Raw genomic sequence first — 14708 nt, 5'->3', positions numbered from 1 at the left:
GAAAACTACCTGCGTTGCCGATACAGCGTTAAAAACTGGCTCAAAATGCTCATGTACAACTCGTACACTCCGCTTTTTCGCCTGTTTTTTCCTTGTCTCGGCTGCCTCGTCTACGTTTTCAGAGGCCTGCTAGCTTTGGCTGCAGTCGGCTTGAGAAAGCGGCTGTTACAGGCGGAACTCGTGCCCCAGGTAAACTTCTTTCACCGTCTGGTTGGCCAGAATGGCTTGTGCATCGCCTTCGGCGATCAGTTGGCCATCGCTGACGATGTAGGCGGTTTCGCAGATATCCAGGGTCTCGCGGACGTTGTGGTCGGTGATCAGCACGCCGATGCCCTTGGCCTTGAGGTGGTGGATGATCTGCTTGATGTCGCCGACCGAGATCGGGTCGACGCCAGCGAACGGTTCGTCGAGCAAAATGAATTTCGGGTTGGTGGCCAGGGCGCGGGCAATTTCCACGCGGCGGCGCTCGCCGCCGGACAGGCTCATACCGAGGTTGTCGCGGATATGGCTGATATGGAATTCCTGCAGCAGGTTTTCCAGCTCCTTGCGCCGGCCAGCGCCGTCGAGGTCCTTGCGCGTTTCCAGGATGGCCATGATGTTGTCGGCCACGCTGAGCTTGCGAAAGATCGAGGCTTCCTGCGGCAGGTAGCCAATCCCGGCGCGGGCGCGGCCGTGCATCGGCTGGTGGCTGACGTCGAGGTCATCGATCAGCACGCGGCCCTGATCGGCCTGCACCAGGCCTACGATCATGTAGAAGCAGGTGGTCTTGCCGGCCCCGTTGGGGCCGAGCAGGCCGACGATCTGCCCGCTGTCGATACTCAGGCTGACGTCGCGCACGACCTGGCGGCCTTTGTAGCTCTTGGCCAGGTGTTGGGCTTTCAATGTGGCCATTATTACTGCGCCTGCTGTTCGGCTGGTTTGTTCTTCGGCTGGATCACCATGTCGATGCGCGGACGCGGTGCGGTCACATTGGTGCCTGTGGCGCGGCCGGCGTTGACGATCTGGCGTTGGGTGTCATAGACGATTTTCTCGCCTTCGAAGGTGTTGCCTTCCTGAATCACCTTGGCCTGATCGATCAGCACCACGCGCTCGTTGGCCATAAAGTACTGGATGGTCAGGCCGTAGGCCTTGACGATCTGCTTGTCGGCGGACGGCAGTTGTTCGTAGTAGGCCGGCTTGCCGACCGAGGTGAAGACCTCGACATCGCCCTTGGCGTCCTGGGTGATGGTCACGGTGTCGCCGGTGACCTTCATGGTGCCCTGGGTGATGATTACGTCACCGCGATAGACGGCCACGCCTTGCTTGTCGTCGAGTTCTGCGCTGTCAGCCTGGATGCGGATGGGCTGCTCGCGATCAGACGGCAGGGCCCAGACGCTGGCACTTCCGAGTGCGGCGCTAAGGCTGAGTAGTAGGGGGAGGGTGTTAACGAGCCTCATGCTGACCTCTTACGTTGGACAGCAGGAGCATCCGGCCGTCATTCATGTACGCTTTCATTCCTTGTGCCGTGGTCACCCCATTGGCCGCGTCGATTCTAACGGCTTGCTGGGTCTGCGCATATTCCTTCTCGGGGAATACGGTCAGGCGGCTGGTGTTGAGTATGGTCGGGCGGCCTTTGGCGTCGGTGCGCTCAACGCGCACGCGCTCGATCAATTCGACCTCTGTACCGCCCGGTGCGACTTCGCCGCGCTCGCTGCGGATCTTCCAGGGCAGCTCGGTGCCGCGGTACAGGTTCATGTTCGGGTTGGTAAGCAGGGTAACGTCGCTGGTCTTGATGTGCTCGACCTTGTCGGCGGTCATGTCGTAGTGCAGCTTGCCGTCAGCCTGGTATTGCACGGTGTTGGCGTTGACCACGTAGAAGTCGATGGCGCTTTCGCGGGCGCTGGTTTGCGGCTGTTCGTCGAAACTGTCCGGCACCAGGTTCCAGTAGCCGAGTGCCGCCACCAGCGTGGCGACAAAAGCGAACAGGACGATATTGCTCAGTTTGCGTGGCATGGTGGACTCTATAGGTAAGCGGCTTGGGCGGCTTCAAGCGTGCCCTGGGCCTGCATGATCAGCTCGCAGAACTCACGGGCTGCACCTTCGCCGCCGCGGGCCTGGGTCACCGCATGAGCATGCTGGCGAACAAAGGCATCGGCACTGGCGACAGCCATGCCCAGGCCGACGCGGCGAATCACCGGTAGGTCAGGCAGATCGTCGCCCAGGTAGGCGACTTGTGCATAGTCTAGGCCGAGTTCGGCCAGCAGTTCATCCAGTACCACCAGCTTGTCTTCGCGGCCCTGGTACAGGTGCTGAATCCCCAGGTTCTGTGCGCGGCGCTCAACCACCGGGGTCTTGCGGCCGCTGATGATCGCCGTGCGTACGCCGGAGTTGATCAGCATCTTGATGCCATGGCCGTCGAGGGTGTTGAAGGTCTTGAACTCGCTGCCATCGACCAGGAAGTACAGTTTGCCGTCGGTCAGTACGCCATCGACATCGAAAATGGCCAACTTGATGGCTTGGGCGCGTTTCAGCAGGTCGGGGTTGGTTGCGTTAGGGCTCATCACATCACTCCGGCGCGCAGCAGGTCGTGCATGTTCAGTGCACCGATCGGTTGATTGTGCTCATCGATCACCACCAGCGAACTGATCTTGTGGTCTTCCATGATCTTCAGGGCCTCGGCGGCGAGCATTTCGGCGCGGGCGGTCTTGCCGTGGGCGGTCATTACCTCGTCGATCACCGCCTGGCGTACGTCGATGCTGCGGTCCAGGGTGCGACGCAGGTCACCGTCGGTGAAGACCCCGGCCAGGCTGCCGTCAGCCTCGACTACTACGGTCATACCCAGGCCTTTCTGGGTCATTTCCAGCAGCGCGTCGCGCAGCGAGGTGCCGCGGCGGACCTTGGGCAGGCTGTCGCCGGCATGCATGACGTTCTCGACCTTGAGCAGCAGGCGTCGGCCCAGTGCGCCACCCGGGTGCGAGAAGGCAAAGTCTTCGGCGGTAAAGCCGCGTGCTTCCAGCAGGGCGATGGCCAGGGCGTCACCCAGCACCAGGGATACCGTGGTGGAGGAGGTCGGGGCCAGGTTTAGCGGGCAGGCTTCCTGCGAGACGCGGGCGTCGAGGTTGACCTCGGCGGCCTTGGCCAGCGGCGACTCGGGGTTGCCGGTCATGCTGATCAGGGTGATGCCGAGGCGCTTGATCAGCGGCAGTAGGGTGACGATTTCGGCAGTGGAGCCGGAGTTGGACAGCGCCAGGACCACGTCGTCGCGGGTGATCATGCCCATGTCGCCGTGGCTGGCTTCGGCCGGGTGGACAAAGAATGCGGTGGTGCCGGTGCTGGCCAGGGTGGCGGCAATCTTGTTGCCGACGTGTCCGGATTTGCCCATGCCGACCACGACCACACGGCCCTTGCTGGCCAGGATCAGCTCGCAGGCCTTGACGAAATCTCCGTTGATACGCTGCAGCAGGTCCTCAATCGCCTCGAGTTCCAGGCGAATGGTGCGCTGTGCGGATTGGATCAATTCGGTAGGCTGGCTCATAACGTCTCTGAGGGCATGCTGACTAAAAGTCGCCGATTATAGCGGTAAAGGTGCGCCTGCCCAGTATTTCCACACGTTCTCCGGGCCGATTGAAGTGTGCGGCACTTATCTGCGGTGACAAGTTCGGTTTTGGCGGGTAGGTGTGGGGTGGTATAGTTCGCGGCCATTTTCGGTACGTTCGATGGTCAGTAGTGCCCTTTTCTCGGGGTGGTGCGTCTGTCAGGCAAGCGTTTAGCAAGGAGTCCAGATGAGCGCCGAGAGCCCGTACGCAGTCGAGCTTAAAAGCCTGAGCTTTAAGCGTGGCGAGCGGGATATTTTCAAAGATATCGATATTCGTATTCCGCGCGGCAAGGTCACCGGCATCATGGGGCCTTCCGGCTGCGGCAAGACCACCTTGTTGCGTTTGATCGCTGCCGAACTCAAGCCGAGTCAGGGCGAAGTCTGGGTCAATGGCCTGAACTTGCCGACGCTGTCGCGTGGCGAACTGTTCGATATGCGCAAGCAGATGGGCGTGCTGTTCCAGAGTGGGGCGCTGTTCACCGACCTCGACGTGTTCGAGAACGTCGCCTTCCCGTTGCGCGTACACACCCAGCTGCCGGAAGAGATGATCCGCGACATCGTGCTGATGAAGCTGCAGGCCGTGGGTCTGCGCGGTGCCTTGGAGTTGATGCCGGATGAGTTGTCGGGCGGCATGAAGCGTCGCGTGGCCTTGGCACGGGCGATTGCCCTGGATCCGCAGATTCTGATGTACGACGAGCCTTTCGTCGGCCAGGACCCGATTGCGATGGGCGTGCTGGTGCGCTTGATTCGTCTGCTCACTGATGCGCTGGGGATTACCAGCATTGTTGTGTCCCACGACCTGGCCGAGACCGCCAGCATTGCTGACTACCTCTATGTAGTAGGTGATACGCAGGTGCTGGGCCAGGGAACGCCGGCCGAGCTGATGGAGTCGGATAATCCGCGGGTGCGTCAGTTTATGAAGGGAACGCCGGATGGTCCGGTGCCGTTCCATTTTCCTGCGGCGAATTTCCGCGATGACCTGTTGGGGGAGCGCTGATGCGCAAGACATCTGTGCTCGAGCGGATTCGTCTGTTCGGTCGCGCCGGCATCGACGTGGTCGGAACCTTGGGCCGTTCCAGCCTGTTCCTGCTGCGCGCGCTGTTTGGCGGCGGCTCGACGGGCAACAGCTTCCAGTTGCTGATCAAGCAGTTGTATTCGGTCGGGGTGATGTCCCTGGCGATCATTGTGGTCTCGGGCCTGTTTATCGGCATGGTGTTGTCGCTGCAGGGCTTCAGCATCCTGGCCAAATACGGCTCGGAGCAGGCGGTCGGGCAGATGGTGGCGCTCACTCTTCTGCGTGAGCTCGGTCCGGTGGTCACCGCGTTGCTGTTCGCTGGGCGCGCTGGTTCGGCGTTGACCGCGGAAATCGGCAATATGAAGTCCACTGAGCAGCTCTCCAGCCTGGCGATGATCGGCGTCGATCCGCTCAAGTACATCGTCGCGCCGCGTTTGCTGGCCGGTTTTATCTCGATGCCGCTGCTGGCGATGATCTTCAGCGTGGTCGGCATCTGGGGCGGCGCGATGGTCGCCGTGGACTGGCTGGGGGTTTATGAAGGCTCGTTCTGGGCCACCATGCAGAGCAGTGTCTCGTTCCGCGAAGATGTGCTCAATGGCCTGATCAAAAGCATCGTCTTCGCATTTGTCGTGACTTGGATCGCCGTGTTCCAGGGCTACGATTGTGAGCCGACTTCGGAAGGGATCAGCCGTGCCACCACAAAAACTGTGGTGTACGCCTCGCTCGCCGTGTTGGGGCTGGACTTTATTCTGACCGCTTTGATGTTTGGAGATTTCTGATGCAGAACCGCACGCTGGAAGTGGGTGTCGGCTTGTTCCTGTTGGCCGGGTTGTTGGCCTTGTTGCTGCTGGCCTTGCGCGTCAGTGGTCTGACCGTGGGTAGCAGTGATGACACCTATAAGGTGTATGCCAATTTTGACAATATCGCCGGGCTGACGGTGCGCTCGAAAGTCACCATGGCGGGTGTGACGATCGGCAAGGTGACCGCGATTGACCTGGACCGCGACAGCTACACTGGGCGGGTGACCCTGGTACTGGACGATGATGTGAACAACCTGCCGGCCGACTCCACGGCGTCGATCCTGACCTCGGGGCTGCTGGGCGAAAAGTACATCGGCATCAGCGTGGGCGGCGAAGAGGAGGTGCTGCGTGATGGCAGCACCATCCATGACACGCAGTCTTCGCTGGTGCTGGAAGACCTGATTGGCAAGTTCTTGCTCAATTCAGTGAACAAAGACCAAGCCAATAAATAGGGGTGTTGGATATGATCAAAGCACTGCGCAATAGCATTTTCATATGCCTGGCAGTTATGTCTTCTGCCGTCATGGCCGCACCGGCGGCCCATGAGGTGGTGCAGCAGACCACCACCACGCTGCTGGCCGATCTGAAGGCCAATAAAGAGCAGTACCGCACCGATCCGGGCGCGTTCTACACCGCGCTGAATAACATTCTGGGCCCCGTGGTCGATGTCGACGGCATTTCCCGTGGCGTGATGACCGTGCGCTTCTCGCGTCAGGCTACGCCGGAGCAGATGACGCGCTTCCAGGAAAACTTCAAGCGCAGCCTGATGCAGTTCTATGGCAACGCCTTGCTCGAATACAACAACCAGGACATCCGCGTACTGCCGGGCAATGGCCCGCAGGACCCGCAGCGCACCGCGGTGAACATGGAGATCAAGGACGGTAACGGCACGGTCTACCCACTGTCCTACACCATGGTCAGCCTCGACGGCACCTGGAAGATGCGCAACGTGATCATCAATGGCATCAACGTCGGCAAGCTGTTCCGTGACCAGTTCGCCCAGTCCATGCAGAACAATGGCAATGACCTGGACAAGGTCATCGACAGCTGGGCCGATACCGTGGCCAAGGCCCGCCAAGGGGCGAGCGAGTCGTGAGTCAGGCGCAGATCAGCGAGCAGGCCTCCGGCGTTTTCCTGCTGGCCGGCGTGCTGGATTACCTCAGTGCGCCGGCTTTGCGTGACGCCGGGGCGCGGTTGATCAAGACCAGCGCGGCCGAGGCTTATGTGGTCGATTGCGCCGCAGTAAGCAAATCCAGCAGCGTGGGACTGTCCCTGCTACTGGCGTTTATGCGCGATGCGCAGGCCGCCGGCAAGGTGCTCAGCGTGCGCAATCTGCCCAAGGATATGCGCGAAATTGCCGCCGTTTCGGGGCTGCTTGACGTGTTGTCTCTGCAAGCTTGAGCCGCAGATCGACCGGGCTTCGGTCGGTTGGCAGGAATGCGGGGTTCGCAGGCGGGGGGCTTTTTTGTATGATGCCCGACCCGCGAGCCTTGGCAGGCCGTTGAACATTCCAGCGAGCGACGGTTAGACCCCGCTGTTTTCAATGCCGCAGGGCGCAGCAGCAGTACCTCTGCGGCCCATTGGCTCGGCGGTCGTTAATTTATGCACTGATCGAGGTTGAGCATGCAGGCCTTAGAAGTAAAAAGTTTCCTGGAGGCTAAATTGCCGGATACCCAGGTGGAAGTAGAAGGCGAAGGCTGTAACTTCCAACTGAATCTGATCAGTGACGAGCTGGCCGCTCTTAGCCCGGTCAAGCGTCAGCAGCAAATCTACGCTCACCTGAATGCCTGGATTGCCGATGGCAGCATCCACGCCGTGAGCATGAAATTTTTCAGCCGTGCCGATTGGGCCGCGCGCTCCTAAACCGAGAGAATCATGGACAAACTGATTATTACCGGCGGTGTGCGCCTCGATGGCGAAATCCGCATTTCCGGGGCGAAGAACTCTGCCCTGCCGATTCTCGCCGCCACCCTGCTGGGCGATGCGCCGGTCACCATCTGCAACCTGCCGCATTTGCACGACATCACCACCATGATCGAGCTGTTCGGCCGCATGGGCATCGAGCCGATCATCGACGAGAAGCTCAGCGTTGAAGTCGACGCGCGAGCGATCAAGACTCTGGTCGCGCCCTATGAGCTGGTGAAAACCATGCGCGCCTCGATCCTGGTACTTGGCCCAATGGTGGCGCGCTTCGGTTATGCCGAAGTCGCTCTGCCAGGCGGTTGCGCCATCGGTTCGCGTCCGGTTGACCTGCACATTCGTGGTCTTGAAGCCATGGGCGCGATCATCGATGTCGAAGCCGGTTACATCAAGGCCAAGGCTCCAGAAGGCGGCCTGCGTGGCGCGCACTTCTTCTTCGATACCGTCAGCGTGACCGGTACTGAAAACATCATGATGGCCGCCACCCTGGCCCGTGGCCGCAGCGTGCTGGAAAACGCCGCACGCGAGCCGGAAGTGGTCGACCTGGCCAATTGCCTGATTGCCATGGGCGCGAAAATCAGCGGCGCCGGCACCGACACCATCACCATCGATGGCGTCGAGCGTCTGCACGGCGCGCGCTTCAGCGTGATGCCTGACCGTATTGAAACTGGCACCTACCTGGTGGCTGCGGCTGCTACGGGCGGTCGAGTCAAGGTCAAGGACACCGATCCGACTACCTTGGAAGCGGTGCTGTCCAAGTTGCAGGAGGCCGGTGCGGAAATCACCTGTGGCAATGACTGGATCGAGCTGGATATGCATGGCAAGCGGCCGAAAGCCGTGAACCTGCGTACCGCGCCGTATCCCGCGTTCCCAACCGACATGCAGGCGCAGTTCGTGGCGCTCAACGCGATTGCCGAAGGCACCGGCACGGTGATCGAAACCGTGTTCGAAAACCGCTTTATGCACGTCTATGAAATGACCCGTATGGGTGCGCAGATCCAGGTCGAAGGCAACACCGCCATCGTCACTGGGGTGGAAACTCTCAAGGGCGCGCCTGTTATGGCCACCGACCTGCGTGCGTCGGCCAGCCTGGTGATTTCGGCGCTGGTGGCCGAGGGCGACACCCTGATCGACCGCATCTACCACATTGACCGTGGTTACGAGTGCATCGAAGAGAAACTGCAGCTGCTGGGGGCGAAGATTCGCCGCGTGCCGGGCTAAGACCATGCTGACCATTGCCCTGTCCAAAGGCCGAATTCTCGATGACACCCTGCCGCTGCTTGCTGCGGCCGGCATTGTGCCGACGGAAAACCCGGACAAAAGCCGCAAGCTGATCATTCCGACCACCCTGGATGATGTGCGCCTGCTGATCGTGCGTGCCACCGATGTGCCGACCTATGTCGAGCACGGCGCGGCAGACCTCGGTGTAGCCGGTAAAGACGTGTTGATGGAATACGGTGGCCAGGGCTTGTATGAGCCGCTGGACCTGCGTATTGCCAAATGCAAGCTGATGACTGCCGGTGCCGTAGGTGCGCCCGAGCCGAAAGGTCGCCTGCGCGTGGCCACCAAGTTCGTCAACGTGGCCAAACGTTACTACGCCGAGCAGGGCCGTCAGGTCGATGTCATCAAGCTGTATGGCTCGATGGAGCTGGCCCCGCTGGTGGGGTTGGCTGACAAGATCATCGACGTGGTTGACACCGGTAACACCCTGCGCGCCAACGGTCTGGAAGCCCAGGAACTGATCGCCACGATCAGCTCGCGCCTGGTGGTCAACAAGGCGTCGATGAAGATGCAGCATGGCCGCATTCAAGCGCTGATCGACACCTTGCGCGATGCGGTCGAAGCGCGACACCCCCGCTGAGTTTGATGGCCGCCCCTGCGCGGCCTAGCCTATCCGCGTTATAGCCAAAATTCTCAGGTGCCCACGCGGAGTGGTTGTTACTCTACGGGCGCCCGAGCATTTGCCAATTAAGAGGCCCGCTATGACCGCTCCTATCGCTATTCGCCGACTCAATGCCGCTGACCAGGATTTTGCCCAGCATCTGGATCATCTGCTGAGCTGGGAAAGTGTCTCGGATGATACGGTCAACCATCGCGTGCTGGACATCATCAAGGCCGTGCGTGAGCGTGGCGATGCGGCATTGGTCGAGTTCACCAAGCAGTTCGACGGCCTGGATGTCGCCTCGATGGCGGACCTGATCCTGCCGCGCGAGCGTCTGGAACTGGCCCTGACCCGCATCACTCCTGAGCAGCGCCAGGCCCTGGAAGTGGCCGCCGAGCGCGTGCGCAGCTACCACGAGCGGCAGAAACAGGATTCCTGGAGCTACACCGAGGCCGACGGCACGGTGCTGGGGCAGAAAGTCACTCCGCTGGATCGCGCTGGCCTGTATGTGCCGGGCGGTAAGGCTTCCTATCCGTCCTCGGTGCTGATGAACGCCATCCCGGCCAAGGTCGCCGGCGTGCCGGAAGTGGTGATGGTGGTGCCGACCCCGCGCGGCGAGATCAATGAGATCGTCCTGGCCGCCGCCTGCATCGCCGGCGTCGACCGCGTGTTCACCATCGGCGGTGCCCAGGCCGTGGCTGCATTGGCCTATGGCACAGAGAGCGTGCCACCGGTAGACAAGATCGTCGGCCCCGGCAATATCTATGTGGCCACCGCCAAGCGCCACGTATTCGGCAAGGTCGGCATCGACATGATCGCCGGCCCTTCGGAGATTCTGGTGGTGTGCGATGGCCAGACCGATCCGGACTGGATCGCCATGGACCTGTTCTCCCAGGCTGAGCACGACGAAGACGCCCAGTCGATTTTGGTCAGCCCGGATGCCGCTTTCCTCGACCGCGTCGCCGAGAGCATCGCCAAGCTGCTGCCGACCCTGGAGCGCGAGACGATTGCCCGCACCTCGCTGGAAGGTCGTGGCGCGCTTATTCTGGTGGCCGATATGGAGCAGGCCATCGAAGTGGCCAACCGTATCGCGCCGGAACACCTGGAGCTGTCGGTGGAGAATCCCGAGCAGTATCTGCCGCTGATCCGTCATGCCGGTGCGATCTTTATGGGGCGCTATACCGCCGAGGCGCTGGGCGATTACTGCGCGGGTCCTAACCACGTGCTGCCGACCTCCGGCACTGCGCGCTATTCCTCGCCGCTGGGGGTGTACGACTTCCAGAAGCGCTCGTCGATCATCCATTGTTCCGCCGAGGGCGCGTCGGAGCTGGGCAAGATTGCCTCGGTGCTGGCCCGTGGTGAGTCGCTGACCGCCCACGCCCGCAGCGCCGAGTACCGCATCAAGCCATAACGTTTTCCGTAGGATGGGTTGAGCGCAGCGATACCCATCAAAAACGCAACGAATTTGAGGAGAGAAGGGCAGATGAGCAAATTCTGGAGCCCCTTCGTCAAGGACCTGGTGCCTTATGTGCCGGGTGAGCAGCCGAAACTGGCCAAACTGGTCAAGCTCAACACCAATGAAAACCCCTATGGCCCGTCGCCCAAGGCGATCGCCGCCATGCAGGCTGAGCTGAACGACAACCTGCGCCTGTACCCGGACCCCAATAGCGACCGCCTGAAGCAGGCGGTGGCCGACTACTACGGCGTGCAGACCGCCCAAGTATTTGTCGGCAACGGCTCCGACGAGGTGCTGGCCCACGCTTTCCACGGTCTGTTCCAGCACGGCCAACCGCTGCTGTTTCCGGATATCAGCTACAGCTTCTATCCGGTGTACTGCGGCCTGTATGGCATCGACTTCGTGCAGGTGCCGCTGGATGAGCAGTTCCAGATTCGCGTCGAGGATTACGCGCGGCCCAATGGCGGCATCATCTTCCCTAACCCCAATGCCCCGACCGGCTGCCCTCTGGCCCTGGATGCCATCGAGTGCATGCTCAAGGCCAACCCGGATAGCGTGGTACTGGTCGACGAGGCCTATATCGATTTCGGCGGCGAGACGGCGATCAGCCTGGTGGATAAATACCCCAACCTGCTGGTCAGCCAGACCCTGTCCAAGTCGCGCTCGCTGGCCGGGTTGCGGGTCGGTATCGCGGTCGGCCATCCGGACCTGATCGAAGCGCTGGAGCGGATCAAGAACAGCTTTAACTCCTACCCGCTAGACCGCATGGCGATTGCCGGTGCGGCAGCGGCGTTCGAGGACCAGGCTTACTTCGAGCAAACCTGCCAGCGCGTGATCGACAGCCGTGAAGCGGTAGTGGCTGGGCTGGAAAAGCTGGGCTTTGCGGTACTGCCGTCTGCTGCAAACTTCGTCTTCGCCCGTCATCCGGGCAAGGATGCGGCGACCCTGGCGGCCGGTTTGCGTGAGCAGGGGGTGATCGTGCGTCACTTCAAGCAGGCGCGTATCGCCCAGTTCCTGCGCATCACCATTGGCACGCCGGAGCAGAACCAGGCGCTAATGGATGCTCTGCAAGGCCTGTAAATTGCGGCCGTTAAAAAGCCGGAGCAGTGCTCCGGCTTTTTGTTATCTGCGAAGCCTTACTCGTGGTGCGCTTCGCCGAGGAAGGTCAGCGAGGTGAACAGGCCGCGGGTCTCGATATCCTTGTCGCCTTTGACCGGCAAGCTGATGGACGCACTGATCACATTCAGCCCTTCGTTGCGCACCAGCACCTGGGCGCGGCCTTCGGCGTCAGTCTTGGCGCTCACCTGGTGCGCCGCACCACGGTAGTCGCCAATCAGTTCGACCCCCGCTGCGGGTTTGCCATCCACCAGTACCCGCACCGCCAGCGGCTTGCCCGGGCCGACCTTGAGTGGATCAACCTCCGGCAGAATGACCATCTTCAGCTGCTCCAGCTTCGGCAGCTTGGCCCCTTCCTGGTAGATCGCCAGGCTGTATTTGTAGGTGTGCAGCGACTCGGTCGAGTTTGGCACTTTACTGCGGCCCTGGTTGATCCACTGGCCGTCCGGGGTCTTCGACCAGGCCCCGTTGTCCAGCGCCACGCCCAGCACCGCCGGGCTTTTCAGTGGTTGCAGGCGGGCGTGGTCGTCCAGGCGTTGCACGGTGACCGGGATCATCGTACCGCGTGGGTCATAGGCCCAGGCTCCGCTGATTTTTTCGGCCTTGAAGGCGTTGTCTTCCGCGCCATGGCCGTAGACGGTCTCGATATTGCCACGGCGTTGTTCGGTCCACAGGCCGTGGGCCTGGGCTTGGCCGGCGAGTAAGGCAGCCAACAAGGCGGCGAGCAGGGTAGGGTTGCGCATACGGGTATTCCTTGGGGTCAGAGGTTGAGGGTCAGGCTGAAACTGAGGTTGCGCGGCTCGCCCGGCAGTACCCACACGCTGTTGTAGGCACGCTCGTAGTATTTGCGGTCGAACAGGTTGTTGAGATTCACGCCGAGGCTGAGGTCGCGGCTGGCCTGGTAGTGGGCCAGCAGGTCGACGGTGCTGTAGGCCGGCAGTTTGAAATCGCTGCCGGTTTGCCCGGAGCGCTCGCCGACATAGTTGAGCGCCGCGCCGATATCCGAGCCGCGTAGCCCGCCGTGTTGAAACTCGTAGACGCTGAGCAGGCTGGCGCTGTTGCGGGCGATGCCGAGCAGGTCGCTGCCCTCCGGCAGGCTGTTGTCCTCGGTCACTTCGGCATCGATATAGGCGTAGGCGCCGATGATGCGCACGGCGTCGCTCAACTGGCCGCTGAACTGCAGGTCGAGGCCCTGGCTACGCGCCTTACCGGCGGCGATGTTGTTGCTGGGGTTGAGCGGGTCGGCCGTTAGCACGTTCTCCTTGTCGATATGGAACAGCGCGATGGTCGCGCCCAGGCGGCTGTCGAGCAGGTCGAGTTTGAGCCCGGTTTCGTAGCCCATGCCTTGTTCGGGCTTGAACACCGTGCCTTGGCTGCTGATGCTGTTGGGCTTGAACGAGCTGGAGGCGTTGGCGAACACGCCGACGGCGGGCGTCAGTTGGTACAGCAGGCCCGCGCGGGCGGTGCTGGCATCTTTGCTTTGCTGGTTGCTGACGCGCGTGCTGCGGTTCAGAGCGGTTTGCTCGAAGCGTTCGAAGCGTGCGCCGAGCAGGCCGCTCAGGCGTTCGCTGAAACGTATCTGGTCCTGCAGGTTGAGGGCGTAGCTGTCGACGTGCTCGAAGAAATCATTGGGGTTGATGATGGCCGGCTTGGCCTGGCCGTACACCGGCTGGTAGATAGCCTGGCCGTAGCCCAGCGAAGTGGCACTCTGCGGGTATTTCTGGCTATTGCGATAGTTCTCGTACTCCAGCCCGGCGAGCGTCTGGTGTTGCCATTCGCCGGTGGCAAAACTGCCATGCAGTTCTGCCTGGGTGATGTTGTTGTTCCACTCGAAATCGCGTTGCCGATAGAAACGCGTGACCTGCGTGCCGATCAGGCGCGAGGGCTCCGAACTGTTGCCCTGTAGCGTGCCCTGGGCGTAATGGTTGGCCAGGCGCAGCTTCCAGGACTCGTCTAGGTAATGTTCCAGGCTCAGTTGCAGCAACTGGGTGTCGTTGCGCACCTCGCCGTCATTGGGCTCGCCGAGAAAAGTCGAGCGCTGCACCGAGCCCAACTGGTTATTCACGGCCGGGATGCCGCGATCGAACACCGCTTCGGTGCGGGAAAACTCGCTATCGAGCGCCAGATGAGTGTCTGCACTCAATTGCCAGCTGAGCGAGGGGTTGACGATCTGCCGCTTGCTGCCGACGTGGTCGCGAAAGCTCTGGTTATCCTCTACCGCCAGATTGACCCGCGACAGCAGGGTGGCCTCGTCATTCAGTGGGGTGTTGACGTCCAGGCTGCTGCGGTAGCGATCCCAGCTGCCGGCGCTGGCCTTAAGTTGGCTGAAGGCTTTGGCCTGCGGTGTTTTGCTGACGATATTGACCATGCCACCGGGATCGCCACGGCCATACAGGCTGGCGGCCGGGCCTTTGAGCACCTCGATACGCTCGATGCCCGAGGCATCCGGTGCGCTGTAGCTGCCGCGGTTGATGGCGAAGCCGTTGCGGTACAACTCGCCAGTAGTGAAGCCGCGCACGCTGTAATTGAGAAAGGTCAGGCCGCCGAAGTTGTTCTGCCGCGACACGCCGCCGGCAAAGTCCAGGGCGCGGTCGATGCGCGTGGTACCCAGATCATCGAGCACCTGAGCAGGCACCACGCTAATGGCCTGGGGGATTTCCTCAATCGGCGTGTCGGTTTTGCTCGCCGTGGATGAGGAATAGGCGCGAAAGCTCTTGATCGTCCTACCAGCCGGTTCCTGGTGGGCGCTGATGATGCTGTCGTCGAGCTGAATCGCTGCGGTTTCTTCTGTGGCCTGCAGGGTATGGCTGAGCAGGCTGATGGGCAGGCAGGCGAGTAGGGCGAGGGGCAGGCGCACAGGGTCTCTCTCATTGATTTTTAATGTAATAACATAACATTAAAAATGAAAAGAGTTAGCCCATACAGCGGTTTTACAAGATTTTGGC

17 protein-coding genes are annotated in these 14708 nt (G+C 61.3%); 10 read left to right on the top strand and 7 right to left on the bottom strand.

Annotation, left to right across the window (positions count from 1 at the left end; genetic code table 11):
• Positions 1-165 precede the first annotated feature (165 nt).
• The 5 genes from lptB to WBK23_RS18035 are packed head-to-tail and all read right to left on the bottom strand — an operon-like array spanning position 166 to position 3514.
• Positions 166-891, bottom strand: a complete 726-nt coding sequence (gene lptB, locus WBK23_RS18055; protein WP_424485315.1) for an LPS export ABC transporter ATP-binding protein — start codon at positions 889-891, stop codon at positions 166-168.
• A 2-nt stretch (positions 892-893) separates the two neighbouring features.
• Positions 894-1436: a lipopolysaccharide transport periplasmic protein LptA gene (gene lptA / locus WBK23_RS18050; protein ID WP_424485314.1), complete on the bottom strand. Its 543-nt coding sequence runs from the start codon at positions 1434-1436 to the stop codon at positions 894-896.
• On the bottom strand, positions 1423-1992 hold the full coding sequence (gene lptC / locus WBK23_RS18045; RefSeq protein ID WP_424485313.1) for an LPS export ABC transporter periplasmic protein LptC: 570 nt from the start codon (positions 1990-1992) through the stop codon (positions 1423-1425). The genes lptA and lptC overlap by 14 nt, the downstream gene beginning before the upstream one ends.
• A gap of 8 nt (positions 1993-2000) precedes the next feature.
• A complete protein-coding gene (locus WBK23_RS18040; protein ID WP_424485312.1) occupies positions 2001-2540 on the bottom strand; it encodes a KdsC family phosphatase in 540 nt (179 codons plus the stop codon).
• Entirely contained in the window at positions 2540-3514 is a 975-nt protein-coding gene (locus WBK23_RS18035) for a KpsF/GutQ family sugar-phosphate isomerase (RefSeq protein ID WP_424485311.1), read from the bottom strand. Before WBK23_RS18035 ends, WBK23_RS18040 begins: the two co-directional genes overlap by 1 nt.
• A 247-nt stretch (positions 3515-3761) precedes the next feature.
• On the opposite strand from WBK23_RS18035, the gene WBK23_RS18030 reads away from it, so the two are divergent.
• From WBK23_RS18030 to hisC, 10 genes are all read left to right on the top strand, one after another.
• Positions 3762-4571, top strand: a complete 810-nt coding sequence (locus tag WBK23_RS18030; protein ID WP_424485310.1) for an ATP-binding cassette domain-containing protein — start codon at positions 3762-3764, stop codon at positions 4569-4571.
• Positions 4571-5368 carry a lipid asymmetry maintenance ABC transporter permease subunit MlaE gene (mlaE, locus tag WBK23_RS18025; RefSeq protein ID WP_424485309.1) on the top strand — a complete coding sequence of 266 codons (798 nt, stop codon included), beginning with the start codon at positions 4571-4573 and terminating at the stop codon, positions 5366-5368. The genes WBK23_RS18030 and mlaE overlap by 1 nt, the downstream gene beginning before the upstream one ends.
• Positions 5368-5841, top strand: coding sequence for an outer membrane lipid asymmetry maintenance protein MlaD (mlaD, locus tag WBK23_RS18020; protein ID WP_424485308.1), 474 nt, complete (start codon positions 5368-5370; stop codon positions 5839-5841). Before mlaE ends, mlaD begins: the two co-directional genes overlap by 1 nt.
• 11 nt (positions 5842-5852) lie before the next feature.
• The gene (locus tag WBK23_RS18015) at positions 5853-6485 is read left to right on the top strand and encodes an MlaC/ttg2D family ABC transporter substrate-binding protein (RefSeq protein WP_424485307.1); all 633 of its coding nucleotides are present in this window, start codon (positions 5853-5855) and stop codon (positions 6483-6485) included.
• A complete protein-coding gene (locus WBK23_RS18010; RefSeq protein WP_424485306.1) occupies positions 6482-6790 on the top strand; it encodes an STAS domain-containing protein in 309 nt (102 codons plus the stop codon). Before WBK23_RS18015 ends, WBK23_RS18010 begins: the two co-directional genes overlap by 4 nt.
• A 222-nt stretch (positions 6791-7012) precedes the next feature.
• Positions 7013-7252 carry a BolA family protein gene (locus WBK23_RS18005; RefSeq protein WP_424485305.1) on the top strand — a complete coding sequence of 80 codons (240 nt, stop codon included), beginning with the start codon at positions 7013-7015 and terminating at the stop codon, positions 7250-7252.
• A 12-nt stretch (positions 7253-7264) separates the two neighbouring features.
• Complete coding sequence (gene murA / locus WBK23_RS18000; RefSeq protein WP_424485304.1) at positions 7265-8530, top strand: UDP-N-acetylglucosamine 1-carboxyvinyltransferase; 1266 nt, start codon at positions 7265-7267, stop codon at positions 8528-8530.
• Between the two features lie 4 nt (positions 8531-8534).
• Positions 8535-9170 carry an ATP phosphoribosyltransferase gene (gene hisG, locus WBK23_RS17995; RefSeq protein WP_424485303.1) on the top strand — a complete coding sequence of 212 codons (636 nt, stop codon included), beginning with the start codon at positions 8535-8537 and terminating at the stop codon, positions 9168-9170.
• A gap of 121 nt (positions 9171-9291) precedes the next feature.
• Positions 9292-10602 carry a histidinol dehydrogenase gene (gene hisD, locus WBK23_RS17990; RefSeq protein ID WP_424485302.1) on the top strand — a complete coding sequence of 437 codons (1311 nt, stop codon included), beginning with the start codon at positions 9292-9294 and terminating at the stop codon, positions 10600-10602.
• A 72-nt stretch (positions 10603-10674) separates the two neighbouring features.
• Positions 10675-11727 carry a histidinol-phosphate transaminase gene (gene hisC, locus WBK23_RS17985; RefSeq protein WP_424485301.1) on the top strand — a complete coding sequence of 351 codons (1053 nt, stop codon included), beginning with the start codon at positions 10675-10677 and terminating at the stop codon, positions 11725-11727.
• A 56-nt stretch (positions 11728-11783) separates the two neighbouring features.
• Here hisC and WBK23_RS17980 read toward each other — a convergent pair whose 3' ends face one another.
• Positions 11784-12506, bottom strand: coding sequence for a DUF4198 domain-containing protein (locus tag WBK23_RS17980; protein WP_424485300.1), 723 nt, complete (start codon positions 12504-12506; stop codon positions 11784-11786).
• Positions 12507-12523: 17 nt separating this feature from the next.
• Positions 12524-14518: a TonB-dependent siderophore receptor gene (locus tag WBK23_RS17975; protein ID WP_424485336.1), complete on the bottom strand. Its 1995-nt coding sequence runs from the start codon at positions 14516-14518 to the stop codon at positions 12524-12526.
• Positions 14519-14708: the final 190 nt, after the last annotated feature.

Source organism: Pseudomonas sp. (genome assembly GCF_049653025.1).
GTDB lineage: Bacteria > Pseudomonadota > Gammaproteobacteria > Pseudomonadales > Pseudomonadaceae > Aquipseudomonas.
The sequence above is the reverse complement of the archived record's forward strand: the minus strand, read 5'-3'. Positions and strand labels throughout refer to the sequence as shown.

Excerpts from the sequence above, each read along its gene's own strand:
- lptB (WP_424485315.1), bottom strand. The coding sequence starts at position 891 with ATGGCCACATTGAAAGCCCAACACCTGGCCAAGAGCTACAAAGGCCGC.
- lptA (WP_424485314.1), bottom strand. The coding sequence starts at position 1,436 with ATGAGGCTCGTTAACACCCTCCCCCTACTACTCAGCCTTAGCGCCGCA.
- lptC (WP_424485313.1), bottom strand. The coding sequence starts at position 1,992 with ATGCCACGCAAACTGAGCAATATCGTCCTGTTCGCTTTTGTCGCCACG.
- WBK23_RS18040 (WP_424485312.1), bottom strand. The coding sequence starts at position 2,540 with ATGAGCCCTAACGCAACCAACCCCGACCTGCTGAAACGCGCCCAAGCC.
- WBK23_RS18035 (WP_424485311.1), bottom strand. The coding sequence starts at position 3,514 with ATGAGCCAGCCTACCGAATTGATCCAATCCGCACAGCGCACCATTCGC.
- WBK23_RS18030 (WP_424485310.1), top strand. The coding sequence starts at position 3,762 with ATGAGCGCCGAGAGCCCGTACGCAGTCGAGCTTAAAAGCCTGAGCTTT.
- mlaE (WP_424485309.1), top strand. The coding sequence starts at position 4,571 with ATGCGCAAGACATCTGTGCTCGAGCGGATTCGTCTGTTCGGTCGCGCC.
- mlaD (WP_424485308.1), top strand. The coding sequence starts at position 5,368 with ATGCAGAACCGCACGCTGGAAGTGGGTGTCGGCTTGTTCCTGTTGGCC.
- WBK23_RS18015 (WP_424485307.1), top strand. The coding sequence starts at position 5,853 with ATGATCAAAGCACTGCGCAATAGCATTTTCATATGCCTGGCAGTTATG.
- WBK23_RS18005 (WP_424485305.1), top strand. The coding sequence starts at position 7,013 with ATGCAGGCCTTAGAAGTAAAAAGTTTCCTGGAGGCTAAATTGCCGGAT.
- murA (WP_424485304.1), top strand. The coding sequence starts at position 7,265 with ATGGACAAACTGATTATTACCGGCGGTGTGCGCCTCGATGGCGAAATC.
- hisG (WP_424485303.1), top strand. The coding sequence starts at position 8,535 with ATGCTGACCATTGCCCTGTCCAAAGGCCGAATTCTCGATGACACCCTG.
- hisD (WP_424485302.1), top strand. The coding sequence starts at position 9,292 with ATGACCGCTCCTATCGCTATTCGCCGACTCAATGCCGCTGACCAGGAT.
- hisC (WP_424485301.1), top strand. The coding sequence starts at position 10,675 with ATGAGCAAATTCTGGAGCCCCTTCGTCAAGGACCTGGTGCCTTATGTG.
- WBK23_RS17980 (WP_424485300.1), bottom strand. The coding sequence starts at position 12,506 with ATGCGCAACCCTACCCTGCTCGCCGCCTTGTTGGCTGCCTTACTCGCC.